The organism is Psychromonas sp. KJ10-10, assembly GCF_047323245.1.
Lineage (GTDB): Bacteria > Pseudomonadota > Gammaproteobacteria > Enterobacterales > Psychromonadaceae > Psychromonas.
This window is the reverse complement of sequence record NZ_CP178826.1, coordinates 2,310,102-2,327,731: the sequence shown is the minus strand read 5'-3', so window position 1 is coordinate 2,327,731 and position 17,630 is coordinate 2,310,102. Positions and strand designations below refer to the sequence as shown.

General features: G+C 35.5%; 26 protein-coding genes and 1 pseudogene. 12 read left to right on the top strand and 15 right to left on the bottom strand.

From position 1 onward, the window contains the following. The first annotated feature begins 17 nt into the window (after nt 1–17). Nucleotides 18–1,697, top strand: a complete 1,680-nt coding sequence (locus ACLKMH_RS13490) for a DUF342 domain-containing protein (RefSeq protein ID WP_413698635.1) — start codon at nt 18–20, stop codon at nt 1,695–1,697. Nucleotides 1,698–1,717: 20 nt separating this feature from the next. Here the strand turns inward: ACLKMH_RS13490 and ACLKMH_RS13485 are convergent, their stop codons facing one another. Genes ACLKMH_RS13485 through ACLKMH_RS13465 form a run of 5 tightly spaced genes read right to left on the bottom strand, consistent with a single transcriptional unit; the run spans nt 1,718 to nt 5,697 of the window. Next, the gene (locus ACLKMH_RS13485) at nt 1,718–2,149 is read right to left on the bottom strand and encodes a hypothetical protein (RefSeq protein WP_413698634.1); all 432 of its coding nucleotides are present in this window, start codon (nt 2,147–2,149) and stop codon (nt 1,718–1,720) included. Between the two features lie 19 nt (nt 2,150–2,168). Continuing rightward, nucleotides 2,169–3,389, bottom strand: a complete 1,221-nt coding sequence (locus tag ACLKMH_RS13480; protein WP_413702346.1) for a transglutaminaseTgpA domain-containing protein — start codon at nt 3,387–3,389, stop codon at nt 2,169–2,171. Between the two features lie 29 nt (nt 3,390–3,418). Next, complete coding sequence (locus ACLKMH_RS13475) at nt 3,419–3,760, bottom strand: transglutaminaseTgpA domain-containing protein (protein ID WP_413698633.1); 342 nt, start codon at nt 3,758–3,760, stop codon at nt 3,419–3,421. Nucleotides 3,761–3,784: 24 nt separating this feature from the next. Beyond that, on the bottom strand, nt 3,785–4,789 hold the full coding sequence (locus tag ACLKMH_RS13470; protein WP_413698632.1) for a DUF58 domain-containing protein: 1,005 nt from the start codon (nt 4,787–4,789) through the stop codon (nt 3,785–3,787). Then, on the bottom strand, nt 4,789–5,697 hold the full coding sequence (locus tag ACLKMH_RS13465; protein WP_413698631.1) for an AAA family ATPase: 909 nt from the start codon (nt 5,695–5,697) through the stop codon (nt 4,789–4,791). The genes ACLKMH_RS13470 and ACLKMH_RS13465 overlap by 1 nt, the downstream gene beginning before the upstream one ends. Before the next feature lie 150 nt (nt 5,698–5,847). On the opposite strand from ACLKMH_RS13465, the gene ACLKMH_RS13460 reads away from it, so the two are divergent. The 4 genes from ACLKMH_RS13460 (at nt 5,848) to ACLKMH_RS13445 (ending at nt 7,766) form a co-directional block, all read left to right on the top strand. Continuing rightward, nucleotides 5,848–6,570, top strand: a complete 723-nt coding sequence (locus tag ACLKMH_RS13460) for a YebC/PmpR family DNA-binding transcriptional regulator (RefSeq protein WP_413698630.1) — start codon at nt 5,848–5,850, stop codon at nt 6,568–6,570. A gap of 165 nt (nt 6,571–6,735) precedes the next feature. Further along, a complete protein-coding gene (locus ACLKMH_RS13455) occupies nt 6,736–6,882 on the top strand; it encodes a hypothetical protein (protein WP_413698629.1) in 147 nt (48 codons plus the stop codon). A gap of 237 nt (nt 6,883–7,119) precedes the next feature. Beyond that, the gene (locus ACLKMH_RS13450; protein WP_413698628.1) at nt 7,120–7,392 is read left to right on the top strand and encodes a DUF2057 family protein; all 273 of its coding nucleotides are present in this window, start codon (nt 7,120–7,122) and stop codon (nt 7,390–7,392) included. Then, nucleotides 7,326–7,766, top strand: a complete 441-nt coding sequence (locus ACLKMH_RS13445; RefSeq protein ID WP_413702345.1) for a DUF2057 family protein — start codon at nt 7,326–7,328, stop codon at nt 7,764–7,766. The genes ACLKMH_RS13450 and ACLKMH_RS13445 overlap by 67 nt, the downstream gene beginning before the upstream one ends. 104 nt (nt 7,767–7,870) lie before the next feature. Here the strand turns inward: ACLKMH_RS13445 and ACLKMH_RS13440 are convergent, their stop codons facing one another. After that, nucleotides 7,871–8,059: a hypothetical protein gene (locus ACLKMH_RS13440; protein WP_413698627.1), complete on the bottom strand. Its 189-nt coding sequence runs from the start codon at nt 8,057–8,059 to the stop codon at nt 7,871–7,873. Beyond that, nucleotides 7,996–9,780 carry a fructose-specific PTS transporter subunit EIIC gene (locus ACLKMH_RS13435; protein WP_413698626.1) on the bottom strand — a complete coding sequence of 595 codons (1,785 nt, stop codon included), beginning with the start codon at nt 9,778–9,780 and terminating at the stop codon, nt 7,996–7,998. Before ACLKMH_RS13435 ends, ACLKMH_RS13440 begins: the two co-directional genes overlap by 64 nt. Nucleotides 9,781–10,139: 359 nt before the next feature. Here ACLKMH_RS13435 and ACLKMH_RS13430 point away from each other — a divergent pair, with 359 nt between their 5' ends. Both ACLKMH_RS13430 and ACLKMH_RS13425 read left to right on the top strand, forming a co-directional pair. Next, nucleotides 10,140–10,442, top strand: coding sequence for a hypothetical protein (locus ACLKMH_RS13430; RefSeq protein ID WP_413698625.1), 303 nt, complete (start codon nt 10,140–10,142; stop codon nt 10,440–10,442). Then, on the top strand, nt 10,409–10,984 hold the full coding sequence (locus ACLKMH_RS13425) for a helix-turn-helix transcriptional regulator (protein ID WP_413698624.1): 576 nt from the start codon (nt 10,409–10,411) through the stop codon (nt 10,982–10,984). Before ACLKMH_RS13430 ends, ACLKMH_RS13425 begins: the two co-directional genes overlap by 34 nt. A 45-nt stretch (nt 10,985–11,029) precedes the next feature. Here the strand turns inward: ACLKMH_RS13425 and ACLKMH_RS13420 are convergent, their stop codons facing one another. From ACLKMH_RS13420 to ACLKMH_RS13410, 3 genes are read right to left on the bottom strand one after another with little or no spacing between them, the layout of a single operon-like run. Continuing rightward, nucleotides 11,030–11,413, bottom strand: coding sequence for a PTS sugar transporter subunit IIA (locus ACLKMH_RS13420; protein ID WP_413702344.1), 384 nt, complete (start codon nt 11,411–11,413; stop codon nt 11,030–11,032). Continuing rightward, the gene (locus tag ACLKMH_RS13415) at nt 11,368–11,823 is read right to left on the bottom strand and encodes a hypothetical protein (protein WP_413698623.1); all 456 of its coding nucleotides are present in this window, start codon (nt 11,821–11,823) and stop codon (nt 11,368–11,370) included. Before ACLKMH_RS13415 ends, ACLKMH_RS13420 begins: the two co-directional genes overlap by 46 nt. Before the next feature lie 24 nt (nt 11,824–11,847). Continuing rightward, on the bottom strand, nt 11,848–12,150 hold the full coding sequence (locus ACLKMH_RS13410) for a PTS fructose transporter subunit IIB (RefSeq protein ID WP_413698622.1): 303 nt from the start codon (nt 12,148–12,150) through the stop codon (nt 11,848–11,850). Nucleotides 12,151–12,530: 380 nt separating this feature from the next. Between ACLKMH_RS13410 and ACLKMH_RS13405 the strand changes: the two are divergent. Then, nucleotides 12,531–13,324, top strand: a pseudogene (locus tag ACLKMH_RS13405) (sulfite exporter TauE/SafE family protein). A 6-nt stretch (nt 13,325–13,330) separates the two neighbouring features. On the opposite strand, the gene ACLKMH_RS13400 reads toward ACLKMH_RS13405, so the two are convergent. Both ACLKMH_RS13400 and ACLKMH_RS13395 read right to left on the bottom strand, forming a co-directional pair. Further along, nucleotides 13,331–13,696: a helix-turn-helix transcriptional regulator gene (locus tag ACLKMH_RS13400; protein WP_413698621.1), complete on the bottom strand. Its 366-nt coding sequence runs from the start codon at nt 13,694–13,696 to the stop codon at nt 13,331–13,333. Then, a complete protein-coding gene (locus tag ACLKMH_RS13395) occupies nt 13,672–14,157 on the bottom strand; it encodes an AraC family ligand binding domain-containing protein (RefSeq protein WP_413698620.1) in 486 nt (161 codons plus the stop codon). Before ACLKMH_RS13395 ends, ACLKMH_RS13400 begins: the two co-directional genes overlap by 25 nt. Before the next feature lie 148 nt (nt 14,158–14,305). Here ACLKMH_RS13395 and ACLKMH_RS13390 point away from each other — a divergent pair, with 148 nt between their 5' ends. The 4 genes from ACLKMH_RS13390 to ACLKMH_RS13375 all read left to right on the top strand — a co-directional run bounded on the left by ACLKMH_RS13390 (nt 14,306) and on the right by ACLKMH_RS13375 (nt 16,362). Further along, nucleotides 14,306–15,145 carry an MATE family efflux transporter gene (locus ACLKMH_RS13390; RefSeq protein ID WP_413698619.1) on the top strand — a complete coding sequence of 280 codons (840 nt, stop codon included), beginning with the start codon at nt 14,306–14,308 and terminating at the stop codon, nt 15,143–15,145. 4 nt (nt 15,146–15,149) lie between these two features. Then, nucleotides 15,150–15,527: an MATE family efflux transporter gene (locus ACLKMH_RS13385; protein ID WP_413698618.1), complete on the top strand. Its 378-nt coding sequence runs from the start codon at nt 15,150–15,152 to the stop codon at nt 15,525–15,527. Beyond that, nucleotides 15,482–15,706 (top strand): hypothetical protein, encoded by a 225-nt coding sequence (locus ACLKMH_RS13380; RefSeq protein WP_413702471.1) that lies wholly within the window; start codon nt 15,482–15,484, stop codon nt 15,704–15,706. Before ACLKMH_RS13385 ends, ACLKMH_RS13380 begins: the two co-directional genes overlap by 46 nt. Nucleotides 15,707–16,044: 338 nt before the next feature. Next, entirely contained in the window at nt 16,045–16,362 is a 318-nt protein-coding gene (locus ACLKMH_RS13375) for a hypothetical protein (protein WP_413698617.1), read from the top strand. A 14-nt stretch (nt 16,363–16,376) separates the two neighbouring features. Here ACLKMH_RS13375 and ACLKMH_RS13370 read toward each other — a convergent pair whose 3' ends face one another. The 3 genes from ACLKMH_RS13370 to ACLKMH_RS13360 all read right to left on the bottom strand — a co-directional run bounded on the left by ACLKMH_RS13370 (nt 16,377) and on the right by ACLKMH_RS13360 (nt 17,606). Further along, the gene (locus ACLKMH_RS13370) at nt 16,377–16,811 is read right to left on the bottom strand and encodes a glucosaminidase domain-containing protein (RefSeq protein WP_413698616.1); all 435 of its coding nucleotides are present in this window, start codon (nt 16,809–16,811) and stop codon (nt 16,377–16,379) included. A gap of 4 nt (nt 16,812–16,815) precedes the next feature. After that, nucleotides 16,816–17,313, bottom strand: a complete 498-nt coding sequence (locus ACLKMH_RS13365) for a hypothetical protein (protein ID WP_413698615.1) — start codon at nt 17,311–17,313, stop codon at nt 16,816–16,818. A 65-nt stretch (nt 17,314–17,378) separates the two neighbouring features. Next, a complete protein-coding gene (locus tag ACLKMH_RS13360) occupies nt 17,379–17,606 on the bottom strand; it encodes a glutaredoxin family protein (RefSeq protein WP_413698614.1) in 228 nt (75 codons plus the stop codon). Between the last annotated feature and the right edge of the window lie 24 nt (nt 17,607–17,630).

Sequence of the window (17,630 nt, the reverse complement as noted above, 5' to 3'; positions counted from 1 at the left end):
AACTTGGGTAGAATCATATGGACAACAAGCAACCTCTAAGTGATAACTTATTACGCTTATCTCCTGATAAAAAACAACTTTTATTATTGATCACACCTATTAAAGAAGAAGTGACAATAAAAACCATCGCAAAATTAGTCCAAGACTCTGAGTACGCAAATTTAAAGCTTAACCCTAAGGGCATAAAGGAAGCGGTTCAACTTTTTAGTAAATTACAATCAGATGACTCTGGGCATAGTAACCTAGACTCAGTTGCTGTTGCAGACCGTATTCACGCAAAATTTACAATCGAAATTGATCCGCTCAAAATGACAGCAAAAGCAATCCTTACTAATGCCTACGGCGGATTGCCTATTACTTTAGATGGTCTAAAAGCAAAGATGGATGAACTGGAGATATCTGAAGGTATCATCAACAAAAATTTATTGTTATTAGTTAAACAGTCTAAAAAAGAAAGCCCGGGTAGTACTTATCAAGCGATTATTGCTCAGGGTACACCTGTTGTTCATGGAACAGATTCTTTATTCGAAAGTTTGGTTGAGACACCAACACAACGCCAATTAAAACCCAAAATAAATGAAGATGGCACCGTCGACATGCGCGACCTAGGGCAGTTAAATACGGTTAAATCTGATACACCTTTAATGCGCAAAATTCCCTGTACTGAAGGTACGGATGGCATTAACATCCTCGGTGAAGTTATCCCGCATACTTCTGGAAAAGACTTTAAACTTGAAGTTGGAGCTAATACTAAAATCAGTGAACAGGATGAAAATTTACTGGTATCCACTTTACCCGGCATTCCTAAACTGTTAAATACTGGTATGCAAGTTGACGATGTATTGGTGGTACAAAATGTAGATGTCGGCTCAGGACACGTTGAATATGAAGGTAATATCGTTATCAAAGGTGATGTTTGTTCGGGAATGAAAGTTAAAGCCACTGGTGATATTTCTATTTCAGGGTTTGTAGAATCAGCTTATATTGAATGTACCGGCAACCTAACGGTTGCAAAAGGTATTATTGGTCATAAAATTGAAGAAGGTAATAATAATTACTCCTGTGTCATCAAAAGTGAGGGCAATGTTTCCGCTAGCTTTAGTCAATACTCTAAAATCACAGCGGGCTCAGGCATACATATCAAAACCCAATTATTACATTGTGCAGTATCCTGTAAGGATGACATTATTGTTTTAGATACTTCAGGCATGAGAGGCACAATAATTGGTGGGGTGTTAGAAACATCAAACGGTGTTTTTACTGCATCACTAGGCTCAGTGGCAGGCTCTAAAGCCTTTATCCATTTAGGTGCTGAATACGCACATTTATTAGAAGCTAAAAAACAGATTAAACAAAAAGTTCAATTGGAGCAAGATAAGTTAAAAGATTTAATTGATGCTCAGAAAAAAGTCCACGCTCTTCCTAATTCAGAAAAGAAGCAAACCTTAGATATACGTTTAACGCTGACAATTGAAGAAACAGAGCATCACTTAACTAGCTTAAAACAAGAACTTGAAGATCATAGAAATAAGCTTATGGAAAGCCTCGAGCATACAAAAGTGGTTGCGCAAAAAGAAATGTTTAACAATATCAATGTTTCCATAGGAAAAGAAAAATTTTCCTCTAATCGCAAATATGGCCCAACTCAAATTAGCTTAGTTGATTTCAAATTAATGGCTACGCCCTACAATAAATAACCCTAGCACCTCAAGTGTAATTAAACATTTGGCGTTATCTTACTCTGTTTCTTAAGCTGTTTACTAATATGAATTAATTGTTTCAGACGTTTTTGATACGCCTTTGTAGACTGATTTGGTTGATATTTTATTTGATTATATTTTTGCGAAAAATGTTCGCATAAATTCAATGGTAAAGAAAATTGATGGCTTAAATGAGCACAATATTCACTCACTAATTGCCCACTCTGTCGTTTATAACCTTGTTTTGTAAAGTGCGCTTGTAACTGTAAATAAATCTGATCTTCTCGAGCATATTTCTTTACTTGCCAGGGTTTAAAAATAAACAATAACAGCATCAAAAATATAAACACCATCAATAATAAAATACCATAGGTTAATTTTAACCAAGGCATTTTTTCTAGCCATTTTTGCATTAATTTAATTTGCGATTGATTGTCAAAATTAACCACATAACGAGCCCATAGATAATCAACCTGTGCAATTCTTGCACGTAACTGATTGAGTAAAGCAAAGGTTTCGCCACCTTTCTAATGAAAAGTACTGACCAGCTAAAAATTCATTGCTATCTGTTAGCCCAGCTTGTAAACCAGACTCCACACGTTCAGAGGCAACATAGGCAGTTGGATCGATTCTTTCCCAAGTACCATTACGCCAAATTTCAACCCATGCATGAGCATCATATTGACGTACAATAAAGAAACCCTCTGTCTCCTGCCATTCGCCTCCTAAATACCCCGTCACCATACGAGCTGGGAATCCTAGACGCCTAGCCACATAAAGAAAACTGCTCGCATAATGCACACAGAATCCTGCCTTGCTATTAAACAAAAAATCATCAATTTGGTTTTCTGTTAATAAAGGAGGAGACAAGGTATATCTAAACCCCGTAGAAAAATCCTTGAGTAATTGTTTTAATATGTTGTCTTTACTCATACCTTGTTGCAACAGTAAATTAATCCAAGCATCGGTTTGTTGGTTATCCTGTGAAGTTAATGCACTTGGAAGCTGAGTAAATTGTTGTATTTCAGCTTCTGATAATGGTTGTTGCTCGCCTTGATTTAGTTGTAACACTGTAAGCGATTTTCTAGTCACAATAGGTTGTTGGCTACGTAATGAAAAATCAGTTAATCGAATCAACTTATCAACTGGCGAAGCATAATCTAATACTGGCACCCAATGATTATAATGAGGCTCGATAATTAATTCGTATTCAGTTTTTATTATATCACTCGAAATTTCTACCTGATTGCTCTCAAGTAACTGTGTATTTCTTGATCTTCGACGTTTCGCTCTAAACTCTTCGCGTTTTAATGCACTGCTTTGTGACCATGTCTTGCCATCAAATAAATCCAGTGTCATTGCCCGCCAATAACGATCACTTGCGCCTACAACCTCGCCTTTAAAGGTTGCCCTAAATGCTAAGGCACTTGAACGGCTTAAATTAGCAATATCACCAGGACTGACAGTATCACTGAGACCCGTTGTCGCCTGATTTTGTATTGGAACCTGCCAAAGAGCAGGCAAACGAGGCATAACTAAAAATAATAAAATAGCTAAGGGTAAACTTAATAAACTACTTTTGATTAAAATTGGCAAATAAGCACTTTTACGTATCGATTTAGCATGTAAGCTTAATAAAATAGCTAAGAGCATCAAGGCTAATATGCTAACGATAAAGGTAGCGAAAATAGAAGTGTTAAAAATAAAAAATAAGGCAATCAGAATAAAGCCAGTATTAACAAAAAATACACATCACGAACTGATTTTAACTCTAAGAACTTTAAGCTAAAGCCAAGAAATATAATATGTAACATGATGTTAAAAACACCCTGCTGAAAAACCAAAACTACGGTGAGAGCGGTTGCTATAAGGGAAACTAGCATCAACCATCTGCCAGATAATAAATTAACCCAAGCATAGAAATGTGCGCTACGCCAAAAAGCACATAACATCCCTAACAATACAATATAGGTATTTAATTGTTGAAACAGTGCCAGCACAATCGCGCTATAGGTAACTATAATTAAAGCAAGGTTAAAGCGACTTAAAAACTCATTCATAAAAACTCATTCATAAAAATTCATTCATAATTGATGCCGAGAAGATTCTGATTGAAATGCTGTATCTTGATTTTCCTTTTCACTCACATTAAATAAAGCCAAGGCTCGTAAGCACCTTTCTTTATGTGATGTTCCAAGTCCTATTTCAATATGATGCTGATTCAATGTTAGTGCGTAACGTTGTTTAATTTTTTCTAATGTCACTATCTGATATGTTAAGTAACTTAAACGCATTTCAAGCGACAAATGACCAAGGTGACGAATATCTAACAATAAATCACCACCCGCCGATTGTTCAAATTGTTTGCTTAACCACCCTCTTCCTTGAGCCAATTGTTTCCAGGCAACTGATTTTAAAGATTCACCTATTTGATAACTTTTTAAAGTAGAGAACTGCTCAACGCCTACAACAGGTTGATATAATGTATTATGTTGCGACTTATCGGCGGTTTTACTTTGTGTTAATTGATTTTCGATTGGCGAAGGGTATAAAAGCACCCTTAAGTCAAAATCCAAATGCGTCCAAACATTAAATAAACCAAAGGGGAAACTGGATTTAACCGTCACTCTTCCAGGATTAAAATATCCTCGATGCTCAGAATAACTATAAAGCACAACAGTTTCATTTTTAATGGTGCTTTCTAAATCCGATTGAGCCGATTTAAAATAAAAATTAACATCTTGCACCTGAGATTTAGGTTGTTGTAATGTCAATGTAAATCGACAGGGTGAAGAGGCAAACTGCGCTTCTGGTTGAATGGCCTTCAAACCAAGTCCTGCGATATTTTGATAGCTGAATAACAAACAAGTAAACATAAAACTACACAGAAAAAACACTAAAAATAGAATTAAGTTATTCTGATAATTAGTACCTAATAAGAATAAAATTAAACAGCTTATTAAAAAATGCAGACCTGTTTTAGAAGGAAAAATAAAGGTGTTACCACTATTTAAAGTAATTTTCCTTTGCGCAGGCATTCGCTTAACCAACCATTTATCAAAGCGTTTACGAATAAAATTATTAAACATTAGTTAAGCGGATCAATACGTTTAAGAATGGTTTCACTAAAAGCATCGTTATCAATCTTCTCACTTTGACTACCCATTAATCGATGTTCCGTAACAGCAACAAATACCGCTTGCACATCCTCTGGAATAACGTAATTGCGTTTATTAATATATGCCATCGCCTTAGAAGCCTGCAAAAGTGTTTTACTACAACGTGGTGATAAAGGATGAACAGCAAGTCCGCCATTTCGGCTTTCTGCTATTAACCTGATTAAATAATCGAGCAAGGCATCACTTGCTTCAACTTCTTGTACCGCTAATTGCATTGCTTTCAATTCATCAACTGTCACCACTTCTTCAATCGAGGTGTTGCTTTGGCGATGTTTAAGCATTTGCATCTCAGCCTCTCTACTCGGAAAACCAAGCTTTATGCGGATCATAAATCGATCCAATTGAGATTCGGGTAATGGAAAGGTCCCAACTTGATCAAGCGGGTTTTGTGTCGCGATGACAAAAAATGGACTAGGTAATGGATAGGTTTCACCATCAACCGATACTTGTTTTTCCTCCATTGCTTCTAATAATGCACTTTGTGTTTTAGGACTTGCTCGGTTGATTTCATCGGCTAATAACACTTGATTAAAAACAGGCCCTTGATGAAAACTAAACATCTGTCTTTTAGGGTCAAAAATAGACACACCAATAATATCTGCGGGTAACATATCACTGGTAAATTGAACTCGTTGATAATTAAGACCTAAGGTTTTTGCTAAGGTCGATGCTAAAGTCGTTTTACCCATACCCGGTAAATCTTCAATTAACAAATGCCCATCAGCCAACAAACATACTAAAGCAAGTTTGGTTTGAGTGACCTTACCAAGTAATACTGTGTTTAGTTGCGCTAATATTTTCTCAACTTTACTGTGCATTTTTTATCCTTTTAGAACGATGTCAGCGATTATTGCCTATTATTTTTTATCTAGCTCAATATTTATTGCTCTCACACTAGCGCACAACTGCCCTTAGGGGTAGAATTTAGCGATATTTTTTTAATTAACTTACAAAAAGAGTTTGATCCGATGGGAAGAGCATATCAAAACCGTAAAGAGTCAATGGCTAAAACTGCGGGCGCAAAAACAAAAATTTATTCAAAGTATTCAAAAGAAATCTACGTTAGTGCAAAAACAGGTGGATTTGATCCAGATGGAAATCTAGCCCTACGTCGTTTAATCGATAGTGCTAAAAAAGACCAAGTTCCAAGTCACGTTATTGATCGTGCAATAGAAAAAGCACAAAGTGGTGCAGGTGAAGATTACGAACGTGCTACCTATGAAGGTTTTGGACCGGGTGGTTGTAGTGTGATTGTAGACTGTTTAACGGATAATAATAGACGTACTTGGACTGAAGTCAGAAACTGTTTTGTTAAAACCGATGCTAAAATTGGTTCTCCCGGTTCTGTCGCACATATGTTTGAACAGCAAGCTGTGTTTGTATTTGCTGGTGAAGATGATGAAGCTGTATTAGAAGACCTTATTATGGCTGACGTTGATGTGACAGATGTAGAAACCGAAGACGGTAAAATCAGCGTTTTCTGCCCGCACACTGAATTCTACAAAGCGAAAACTGCCATTCTTGAAAGTTATCCAGACATAGAACTTGAAGTTGAAGAGGTCACTTTTGTTCCACAGACTGATGCCGATATAGCGCCAGAGCACATGGATAAATTTAATAAATTTATGGAAATGTTAGATGACTGTGATGACGTTCAAAACGTTTATCATAATGCGCTATTACCTGAGTAATTCTAGCCACCTAAAAACATGACATGCCTATCAAACCACACCTAAGGTGTGGTTTTTTTATTCCTCTCTTGATCCAAATCAGCCATTAAATCAACTGACCATTATATTGTAAATTTTATGTTAAGGCTTAACTTTTAACAAAATTTATAATAAATGGGAGATACTATGGACTTTTTTGATATGTTACTCAACGACCCCGTTGTTTATTACTCACTTATTGGCATAGGAGTCACGGCGAGTATCTTTACATTTTTAATGTTTTTCTTTATTAGAAATGTTATGAAAGACAAAACTAATAAAGACGCCGATTAGCCATTCATAATAAAATAAAGCCTTCCAAAAAAATTCCACTTTTGAAAAAATGAAGGCTTTGTATCCTTAAATCCCCCACCCGTAAATAAATAGTTTCCTGCACAGGTATCATACAAAGAAAATTTTTAGATACTTTTATTAACAATAAACGTTATAATTTTTATTTATTTAATTCTATTTGATAGATTTAAATAATTGTAATGACTTATCAAATAAATTTTATGACTTGGAATAACTATGAAAAAAATATCAGCACTACTACTAACATTAGCAATGATACCAACAAGCTTCGCACTTAATTTGCAAGGTGATACAGGTGTAGAGATTTTAATCATTGATGGTCAAGAACTAGAAACTAGATTGCTAGAGAAAAAAGAAGAAATTGACCTAAATAAAGGTAAACATCAAGTCGTAGTTCGTTATTCAACTAGATTTCATGATGAATCTCCCTTTCAAGTAACCCAACAGTTCTCACTCTTGATTTACAGGAAGATACTATTATTTCTGTAAATAAATTTAGATCTCACCGTGTTGCTAAAAGAGAAATAGAAAAGAATGTAACCTGGAAAATTATCAGTGACAGTAATGAATACCTGATTAAAAATGCAGACACACTAAAAGGTAAAGGGTTTATGCCTTTTGGTAATCTCGATAAATTACTTGCAACTTACAATCAGGAAAATAACATTATTGTTATGCCTCCTCAACCTAAACCAGTAGCAGTAACAAAACCTGCAAGTGCGCCAGTTATAATTAATGCTCCTGTTACACCTGTTATGAATACTAGTGCGCCTAGTGCTCAAGTTGAACAGAATAATGCTTTAATTTCGCTTTACCAACAAGCGTCAAAGGAACAGAAAAAGCATTTCGTTTATGGTTATTAGAACAAGACATGAAATAATTTCTCATCTGTCATTAGCAAAAAGTTGGGTAAGCGATTAGCTCTTACCCAACTTTTAATCGTTTCAATCATTAATTAACTAACAATCTAATACGCTAATTGTGTTTGTAATTTTGCTTGACGAATCTTTTTCAACATCAAGCAAACAACAGCTGTTACTACCGCACCAACCACCATACACAATAAGGCAATAATTGGTTTATTCATTGCCCCTAATAAAGCAACAATCGGCCCGCCATGTGCAACACTATTAGTAACACCAAAGGAAAAAGCCATAACAGCAACTCGCCATTGAACCAAGAAACATTAGCAGGGATCACTGAAAGTGGATCTTGAGTCGCAAATGGAATTGCTCCTTCAGAAATACCTACTAACCCCATCGCGCCGGCCGCTTTACCCGCTTCAATTTCAGAGTCTTCAAACAAATTAAGCTTACGTCCAATAACCGTTGCTAAACCCATTCCCAATGGTGCAACAGGAATTGCACAAGCCATCGCGCCCATAAATTGAGTTTGCCCACTGGCAATCATGCCAACAGAAAATAGAAAGGCAACTTTGTTAAAGGGTCCGCCCATATCAAAGCCAGCCATACCACCCAACACAATACCTAATAAAATAACATTGCCCGTACTCATGCTAGTTAAAAGACTATTTAGTCCTTCCATTAACCCTGCAATAGGTGCTCCTATTACAAAGATAAACAGACCAGAAATAAATAATGAACCAGCGATAGGTGCTATCATAATTGGCACCAGTGGTTGTATAAACTTATGGAAATTAATACTAGTGAGCCACTTTATAAAATAACCAACCAGTAGACCCGCCACAATCGCACCAATAAACCCAGTTCCAGCATCGGCATCGTAAAAAGAGCCATTATTAGCAATCCAACCACCAATTAAACCTGGTGCTAAGGCAGGACGATCTGCTATCGCATAGGCAATATAGCCCGCTAAAACCGGGATCATTAACGTAAAGGCAACCACACCAACATCTAATACTTTATTCCATAAGCTATCTGGTGGAATTGCCATACCGGCTTCAGTTGGTTGACCACCTAGCGCAAGTGAAAGCGCAATTAATAAACCTCCGGTAACAACAAATGGGATCATATGAGACACCCCATTCATTAGTTGGCGGTAAAGATTAGTACGTGTGTTATTCACTTTACTTTGCGATGATTTTTTATGCTTATTGTCTGCTTGATAAACAGAAGCATTGAGTGACTTAGTAATAAGCCCTTTTGCATCTTTGATTGGATCTTTTACACCAGTTTCAATTAATTTTTTACTAGAAAAGCGGGTCATTTCAATTTGTTTATCAGAGGCAACAATAATCGCATCGGCGTACCTCGATTTCTGCTCTGCTGTTGGCGAGTTTTTTACTCCAATAGAACCATTTGTTTCTACTTTAATTTTATAACCTAATTCAGTCATGGCTTTTTCCAATGCCTCTGTCGCTAGATAGGTATGAGCAACGCCAGTTGGACAACCTGTTACACCAATAATAAATCCTTTATCAGCAATAGGATTAGTGATACTCGGAGTAACCTTTTCTAGCAAAAGGTCCAAAGCTTGCTGAGCCGTTTTAGCACCTAAAAGTTTATCAATAAAGCCTTCTTCAATCAGTTTTGAAGACAGCACAGTTAGCACGTCTATATGGTGATCACTGGCATTCTCGGGAGAGGCTATCATAAAAAATAACTTTGAAGGTTTACCATCTTCAGCGCCATAATCAATACCAGATTTACTGATACCGATTGCAATCGCCGGTGTTAGCACAGCCGCACTTTTAGCGTGAGGCAGAGCAACCCCCTCTTCAAAACCTGTATTCCCAAGTTCTTCTCTCTTTTCTACATCGGCTAAGAATTGCGTTTTATCTTGTATTTTATCCTGTGCATGTAGCCTTTCTATTAATTCCTCAAAAACCTCTTTTTTGGTCTTTGCCCGAAGCTCTAAGCAAATTAGATTCTCATTAATTAAATCGGTTATCTTCATGATCGTATCTCCTTTTTATGTCTGTTTACTCTTCTTGCTTATTAATATTGTTACTTAGAGTTAACAAAGGTGATAGTGTACACAGAATGCATTTACTGGATTATTGTATCTCAATATAACAAGTGTGATTTGTAGCAAATTTTTAAATCTTTATTGAAATAGATAAAACAACAACAAATTAAAAATTAGCCTCAATTATTCAATAACTTAAAGAAATATAGTTTAAAGTAATTTTGACATTTACTTTTAACGTATTAATTATCAATAAATCATGCTGGACTTAAATAACCATCCTATAAAATTAAAAAGTGATTTTAGTCACCATTTTTTAGTTAAAAATAAGTTAATAAGGAAGAAAAATGAGCAATGTTTTCCACGATTTACTCAATAAAACCCTTTCTGAAAGAACAGATTTAAAACAAATTTTCTTTGCAGGGGATAGCTCAACACCTCCATTATTAAGTTATCAGGTTAACTTTCCGCGTTTAGAGTTAGTCGTGAGTGGCCAGTATAATAATCAAATAGAAGGTTCAAACCACGATATTATCGATATTCCACTGATTACAGGTGATGTACTTTTTATTCCCCGAATTGTTGGAATAAACCTGCCTGGAATAGTGATTGTACCGTGCTTAGTCTATTATTTGGACGCAGACAAGTAGGTTTTAGTTTAGTCAGTAAGAAAAAAGGGGAAAGTGGATTTTATAACGTTCGAAAACATAGTGTACAAACTCGAACCGGTCATGCTATTGACCATATTATTGATGCATTAAATTCTCTTGCCTTTGAACTCAATAAAAGCCCTATGGATGAATACTTATTACTTGCACTCATGAGTTACAGCAAATCGATGATCTCAACACAAGCTCAATCGATAAAAACTCACAGTGAAGATTTATACCAAGGCATTTGTATTTATATTCAAGAACATTTTCATATAGCTATCACACGAACAATTATTGCTGAGCGGTTCAATATTTCACCTAACCACCTTTCACGTTTATTTCGCCAGCAAGGACATATGACACTTTCTGATTATATTATTTGGGTACGTTTAGACAGGGCTAAATTTATGCTAAAAAAATACCCCTTTAAGCTCAATGAAATTGCTACCCGTCGCGGTTTTCAAGATGTAAATTATTTTTTTCGAGTGTTTAAAAATAAAACTGGTAAAACACCCAGTGAATATCGCAATATGAATTGAAATAACTAACCTCAGTTCTGGATAAGCAAAACTAACAGCAGTTTATTAACCGGGAAGTTTACGAGACATAAGATGAAACAAAATCGCTTTTATTGCTTCCGCATCAGTATTGGCCGCGATTAATTTACAATTATAAGAATCAATTAATGATCGTGTTAACTTGGTGATTGATTTGATCATTTCAGGAGGAGCTGGTGAAGGTATCAAGATTGCAATTATCATCTTAACGTCACCAAGGTTCGAATGCCAATTCAGAGCCCGATTTAAACGAAGTACTATGATTGAGGGTTGTGAAATATCACTTAGCATCACGTGAGGAATTGCCAACTCATTGCCTACCGCCGTCGAAGATAAATCTTCCCGCTTCATTAAAGCCTTTTCAACTACCTGAGATAACGGCCTAGTAAAAAATTGAGCAAGCTTTGAAATAACATCCTTTTTTTAATATGCTCGTCAATTTCAATAGAGTTAAAATAATAGCTAAGGGAAAAATTAAGATAAAAAATAGGATGATTCGCAATAATGGAATTGCTTTTATTTTCGTTCTTTTTATGGGAGGTATTCACAATGGTAAAGTGTTGATCAATAAAGTCTGTGAGCACCATGCAAGCCAGTTCGGCATCTGAGCCTTCAATCCATAACTGGCATAAATCATTGTTTTTACAACCAATACTTAATATTTCTAGAGTATGTGCTGTGTTGGCACTGTCAGCTATGCTGATATTTTGTAAAATAATCACAGAGCGAAAAAAGTGACTAAGTGTTTTAAGCCGGTTTATTTTCCAAGTAGCAAATCCTTCTTCACCGATAATAAAGGTAATACGTCTTTCAATTTTCATTATCTTCAACGATACATTTATCTGTTATAAACTCTGACAAAGTACTAGTACCTTATTAACGTCGGTTAAAACTTCTTCTATGCTGACTTGTTGCAATTTACAATGGCTAAAACGATCTGCGTGCTCAATGTCAATATCTGAAGCAATTAAAACAACATCTGCCCGTTCGATATCTAAATCAGTAAGAGGGTTTTCAATACCCATTGCTCCCTGCGTTTCGACTTTTATTTGGATACTCATTTTTTGTGCGTGTTTAGTTAATAAATCAGCGACCATATAAGTATGAGCAATACCTGTTGGACAGGCTGTCACAGCAACAATTTTCATTCTATTGAGACCTTTAATATCATTAATTATCCAAATAACGAAAGAAATACATTTCGACAAGATAACATAATCTCATTATAAAATATTCTATGATAATTAATACAAGACTTACCGCACGTAAAAAATAATAACTTATAGTCCCAAGGGCCTGTTGAACTTTGCCGTTTAAATTTTGTGGTAACCCGTAGGGCAACGTTTGCTGACTCTTTCTACTGCGTTTTCGCTTATTCATGTGGAATAACCACACATCACAAGCTCAGCCTTGTATAAAAAGCCAGCAACTCGTTGCAAAAATAAACTTGAAAGATCAACAGGCCCTAGCGACTAGTTTATATTCAGGTTAAAATAAATACTCTTTTAACCCTACTTAAGGAAACACGGTGACAATTGAATTAGTCGCATTGTTATTAGCATTAGGTGCGATTGTCGGCGTACTTGCAGGTTTACTTGGAATAGGTGGCGGTTTACAAGTTGTGCCTTCACTCGTATTTATTTTACCGCTTGCAGGAATAGATCCTACCCTATCAATCCATTTTGCATTAGCAACTTCATTAGCGACCATCATTTTCACCTCGGGCTCCTCTGCCATTAATCACATTAAATTAGGCAATGTAGAACTATTTATTGTTAAATGGTTAATCCCTGGCGTCATTATAGGTGGCTTTATGGGGACCTATATTGCGGAATTAATTCCTAATCAGTATTTACCAAAAGTATTTGCGATTATTGTGTTTTTTTAGCAATTCAAATGTTTTTTTCAATCAAAGCAACAAAAGTTCGTATTATGCCTAATGGTTATTTAACCTCAACAACAGGTGTTATTATTGGCAGTATTGCAAGTTTGGCAGGTATCGGAGGAGGAGCATTGACCGTCCCTTTTTTAAATCATTACGGGGTTGAAATGAGAAAAGCGATTGGTACCTCTGCTGTTTGCGGTTGCATAATTGCTCTTTCTGGTATGGTGGGTTTTATTTGGCATGGTACTCAAGTCGAAAACCTACCAGCCTATAGTGTTGGATATGTTTACTTACCGGCTCTAATTTGTATATCAATGACCTCAGTATTTACCACCAAATATGGCGCAAGATTGGCAACTACACTACCAACAAAAATTCTAAAGCGAATCTTTTCTGTTTTTTTAATGATCATTTCTATCGCTATGTTTGTTCACTAAAAAGTATTATTTTCGATATCCCTTTGGGCTCACTCCCACAAATTTTTTAAAGAAGTTAGAAAAATTATGTGCATCTGAAAAACCTAATCGCTGAGCGACTTCGTTGACAGGCCACTGTGTATCCAACAACAATTGTTTCGCTTTTTCGATGCGCATTTGTTGTAATTTTTGTTTAGGACCGACACCATATTGTTTATTACAAAGTCTAAACAAATGAGGTTCAGAGTAATGGCATAACTCTGCAATACTGGCCACTGTCCAAGGTTGATGTAAAGCTTGCTCTACTTTTGTAAAGGCATGGTCGAGACGAGTTTCTGCAACCTGTTGCTCCTGTGCAAAGTTCAATTTCAAATAACGTAAAAGTTGTCCCATGCTTGCTTGTCGAAACAAAGAATCTTTTGTCTTTCAAGCGCCAGTAGAGAAAAAATAAGATGAATACTTTCAGCATCAAAACAGGAATAAATCCGTTGAGGAAAGGATTTTTGTTTTAATAATTCATGTTTTTCTTGTAACAGGATCCAGCATAAATTCCAATGTTCTCCTTTTATCGTAAAACGGAAACTTTCTCCCGCAGGCAATATAACCAGTGAATTAGCTTCAATTATTTTTTCACCATGCTCCCACTGCAAAAAACCCTGTCCCGATTGCGTAATTAAAATAGAATGCTCTCTAGGGTTATTCCGCTCTACATGATAAGGCGGCGTTAATTTTGCAATGCCAGCCATATTGATACCAAAGTGACTCATTTCTGGTAGTTCGTCTCTTGTTAAAAAAATTTCATGACAACGCTCACCAACATTAATGTAATTAACAAAGTCTGTTTTTTTGTTCATTTTTTATTACCCTTCCCATTCAGTAGCTTTATTAAAAACACAACACAAAAAATAAAATGATAGTTTTTTACACCTTAATGATAGTTCTCTGCATAGCAAAAATCATCATAAAACCTAAAATAGCACTATAAATTTTGAGGAGAATGTGATGTTGAAAAATATTGAATGGAATAAAATATTTAAAATAGCCTTGCCTGTCGCATTGCAAAGTGTCTTAGTCAGCGTGCTCGCAATGTCGGATGTTTTTATGGTAACAGGCCTTGGTAGTAGCGCGGTAGTCGCGATTGGTTTGGCGACTAAAATGCATTTTGTGCTCATTCTCATTATGGCTAGCATTGGCACTGCCGTCTCTATTTTAGTAGCACAATACTTCGCAAGTAAGGAAAGTAGTAGCAGTCAAAGTTTTGTTGTACTTGGACTATTAGCTGGGATTATTTTATTAATTCCTATTGCAATGATATTTTTCATATTGCCTGAAACCATGGTTATGTTATTAAGTGAGGATAATCATTTAATCGATTTCACTGCTTTATATTTGCGTTTGAGCATCCCTTTACTTTTCTTAACGCATATTATAATCGTTTATGAAGGTGCATTAAGATCTCAAGCGAATACAGTACTACCATTAGTTATCGCCACTATTGCGATAGTTATTAACATCCTTTTTAATTATTTATTAATAAACGGTTTTTGGCAAATCCCCGCCCTTGGCTTAGCTGGTGTCGCTATTGCGAGCGACATTGCAAGACTGTTACAGGTGGTAATTTTATTAGCTTATTTAAAACATAAAAAACATATGTTTTCTGTTAGTGCATTAATGGTAAACATTAGCTTAATCTTCTTACATGCAAAACAGTTTTGGCAAACAACCTGGCCATTATGCATTAACTTTAGTATTTGGGGGCTTGGTACTTTTGCTTATCATGCCATTGCTTCTATTAGTGGTACCAACGCTTTAGCGAACTGTAAGTTTAGTTTCGCCGATTGAGTCCATGTACCACAGCTTATTTTTAGGTTTTGTAAATGCCTGTGCAATCTTAATTGGGCAACATTTGGGTAAGAACGAATTTTCACAAGCCAAACAGCTTGCCAAATTGTTTACCTGGGGGTTACCAATTATCTCCTTTGCAATAGGGTTACTGCTAATTGCCTTTAGTCCTTTATTTTTACCCTGGATAATAGGCCATGACATGGTAATACTTAGCCTCAGTCAGAACCTGATAGTTGTCATGGGGTTAGGTTTTTGGCTTAAAACTGTCAATATGGTGCTAATTATGGGAATACTGCGTGCTGGGGGGATAGTCGTTACGTATTATATGCCGATATGTTTGCGATGTGGGTACTTTCGCTTCCTATCACATGGACTGTAGCATCAATCTTTCAGTTACCTTATCACTGGGTATTTGCCTGTGTGCTCATTGAAGAGTTAGTCAAATTTTTACTTGTTCTACCACGTGTAAAAAAAGGATTTTGGCTTAAAAATATGACTCAAGAAAAGCAAGTATTTCAGCAACATGAAGAACATAAGTTAAGTTGTATTAAAGTTTAATTCAAGTCCCTGTCGGGTAATTTATATATGCTAGATTATCCGAATGATAGCTCCCTTCTATTAATACTATAATCCTTATTTTTTACCGTATCTTAACATCTAATATAGTAAAACATCTCCCATCAAACTATTCATAAAAACACGCTTAGTTAACCAAAACACAACAAAAAGACAACAAATAGCAAATAAATATACAATATGGTCCATAATACAAACTAAGCATAAAAATATGATGCAAGTTGAATAAGAAAAAAGAGGCCATAAAATGAAAGCACATGGTGATTACCATATAGAAGTCACTGCTAATATTGTTCAAATAAAATTTATTGGTGCTTTTAATGAACAGGGAGCAAAAGCGAGCATTTAAGGAACTAAGGCAATCAATAGAACATTTCGATGGCAATTGTTTTTTATTGTTCTGTGATTATCAAGAGTTAGAAGGTGCGACACCTGAAGCCTACAACGAAGTATGTATAAATAATAACTGGTTGATGCAAAAAAACATCGTTGCTAAAGCCATTGTATTTGCTTCTGATACAGTCAAAAACATCGGCTTTAAACACGTTCCTCAGGAAGGTATTAATAGTAAAGTTTTTAAATGTAAAGACACAGGTATGCAATGGTTAAATCAACAAATGAACCAATCAAATCAGTAATTTTATTATTAAAATTACTGATTTTTTATATAAACCATCTCTTTATCTGACAAAGTTAAATAATCTAAACTTTCAAGTTCATTGTATTTAATCATTTTTAATAGATCATCCGTATAAACTTTTCCAGTTTCAGAGTATTTATCAAGTGTGGGAGCAAGTTCTATCCCCGTGATGCGTTTATTGTTTGATCTTATTTTTGCTCTTAATTGACGCGTTTCAAGGTAAGCTTCATTAGTATTTATATTAAGCATATACCCCTCCACTGAAGCGAATGGACTGGTGAAAGTAGCAATACTGTAATTACCCAATTCTTCTCGTTGTTGAAGTGGTTTTATACCCTGACCTGTAAAGTCCCACTGGCCAAACAGTGCATTGCCTTCACGAGCAAAACGAGATGTGCCCCAGCCACTTTCCTTAGCGGCTTGCACAACTGCTAATGACGGAGGCAAAATATCAACTCGTTCTCAGTAGCAAAATACGTTGCTCCTCTGTCAAACTCATTTGTTCTACATTAGATAGAAATACGTGATATTTCACTGCAATATCAATTAAAATTTTTGAATCTAATGGCGCTGTTTCAACAATTTTACGTTCCGCTAAGATATTTTCATTTGCAATTAAAATTAAAGGTGTCATTAACCTAAAAAACAGTGATTTTTTGTTTTTAGTAGATAACTCACTTATTTTGGTTGCCCAACTATCGGTTATTCCTTCAAAAGAAAAGCGCGGTATAACTTCTTTACCTGTCTTCCAGCTTGTTTCTAAGTAACCTATTTCTTTAAAAAATACACGTAGCAGATCAATAGATTTAACCTGTACAATTTTCGGTTGTGAATTCAACTCCTGTGCTGTTGCATTAGTTGTTACCATAGAACAAACAAAAATGAATAGAGATAAAATTGAAGTAAAGGTAACACGTAAAAAAGGCGAGATTATAATTGAGTTTTTCAAAATTCTTCCAGGTAAAAAAATGCAACGATAGGTATGATTTAAAAAGCTAATAAAATGAGGAGCTTTTAACTACGTAAAAGCTTATTGAATTTCGCAATAGAAAAACCATTTAAATAATCTTCCCCAACTTTAAGAATGGGTACAGCTCTAAACCCTGTTTTAGCAAACTCTTTTTGTCCTGCAGGGCTTTTCACATTAATTAAGCGAAAGGATATTTTTTGCGATTCTAAGTAACGCTTTGCCGTTTCACAATGTGGACATTGATTTGTCGAATATAATGTTATTCGTTTCATATTTAAGTTCTAAGTATTTAAAAC

Coding starts and splice junctions, on each gene's coding strand:
- ACLKMH_RS13490 (WP_413698635.1), top strand. CDS start 18: ATGGACAACAAGCAACCTCTAAGTGATAACTTATTACGCTTATCTCCT.
- ACLKMH_RS13385 (WP_413698618.1), top strand. CDS start 15,150: ATGTACCACAGCTTATTTTTAGGTTTTGTAAATGCCTGTGCAATCTTA.
- ACLKMH_RS13450 (WP_413698628.1), top strand. CDS start 7,120: ATGAAAAAAATATCAGCACTACTACTAACATTAGCAATGATACCAACA.
- ACLKMH_RS13460 (WP_413698630.1), top strand. CDS start 5,848: ATGGGAAGAGCATATCAAAACCGTAAAGAGTCAATGGCTAAAACTGCG.
- ACLKMH_RS13400 (WP_413698621.1), bottom strand. CDS start 13,696: ATGGGACAACTTTTACGTTATTTGAAATTGAACTTTGCACAGGAGCAA.
- ACLKMH_RS13465 (WP_413698631.1), bottom strand. CDS start 5,697: ATGCACAGTAAAGTTGAGAAAATATTAGCGCAACTAAACACAGTATTA.
- ACLKMH_RS13415 (WP_413698623.1), bottom strand. CDS start 11,823: ATGAAAATTGAAAGACGTATTACCTTTATTATCGGTGAAGAAGGATTT.
- ACLKMH_RS13430 (WP_413698625.1), top strand. CDS start 10,140: ATGAGCAATGTTTTCCACGATTTACTCAATAAAACCCTTTCTGAAAGA.
- ACLKMH_RS13360 (WP_413698614.1), bottom strand. CDS start 17,606: ATGAAACGAATAACATTATATTCGACAAATCAATGTCCACATTGTGAA.
- ACLKMH_RS13455 (WP_413698629.1), top strand. CDS start 6,736: ATGGACTTTTTTGATATGTTACTCAACGACCCCGTTGTTTATTACTCA.
- ACLKMH_RS13395 (WP_413698620.1), bottom strand. CDS start 14,157: ATGAACAAAAAAACAGACTTTGTTAATTACATTAATGTTGGTGAGCGT.
- ACLKMH_RS13380 (WP_413702471.1), top strand. CDS start 15,482: ATGTTTGCGATGTGGGTACTTTCGCTTCCTATCACATGGACTGTAGCA.
- ACLKMH_RS13435 (WP_413698626.1), bottom strand. CDS start 9,780: ATGAAGATAACCGATTTAATTAATGAGAATCTAATTTGCTTAGAGCTT.
- ACLKMH_RS13375 (WP_413698617.1), top strand. CDS start 16,045: ATGAACAGGGAGCAAAAGCGAGCATTTAAGGAACTAAGGCAATCAATA.
- ACLKMH_RS13390 (WP_413698619.1), top strand. CDS start 14,306: ATGTTGAAAAATATTGAATGGAATAAAATATTTAAAATAGCCTTGCCT.
- ACLKMH_RS13470 (WP_413698632.1), bottom strand. CDS start 4,789: ATGTTTAATAATTTTATTCGTAAACGCTTTGATAAATGGTTGGTTAAG.
- ACLKMH_RS13410 (WP_413698622.1), bottom strand. CDS start 12,150: ATGAAAATTGTTGCTGTGACAGCCTGTCCAACAGGTATTGCTCATACT.
- ACLKMH_RS13475 (WP_413698633.1), bottom strand. CDS start 3,760: ATGAATGAGTTTTTAAGTCGCTTTAACCTTGCTTTAATTATAGTTACC.
- ACLKMH_RS13440 (WP_413698627.1), bottom strand. CDS start 8,059: ATGGCTTTTTCCTTTGGTGTTACTAATAGTGTTGCACATGGCGGGCCG.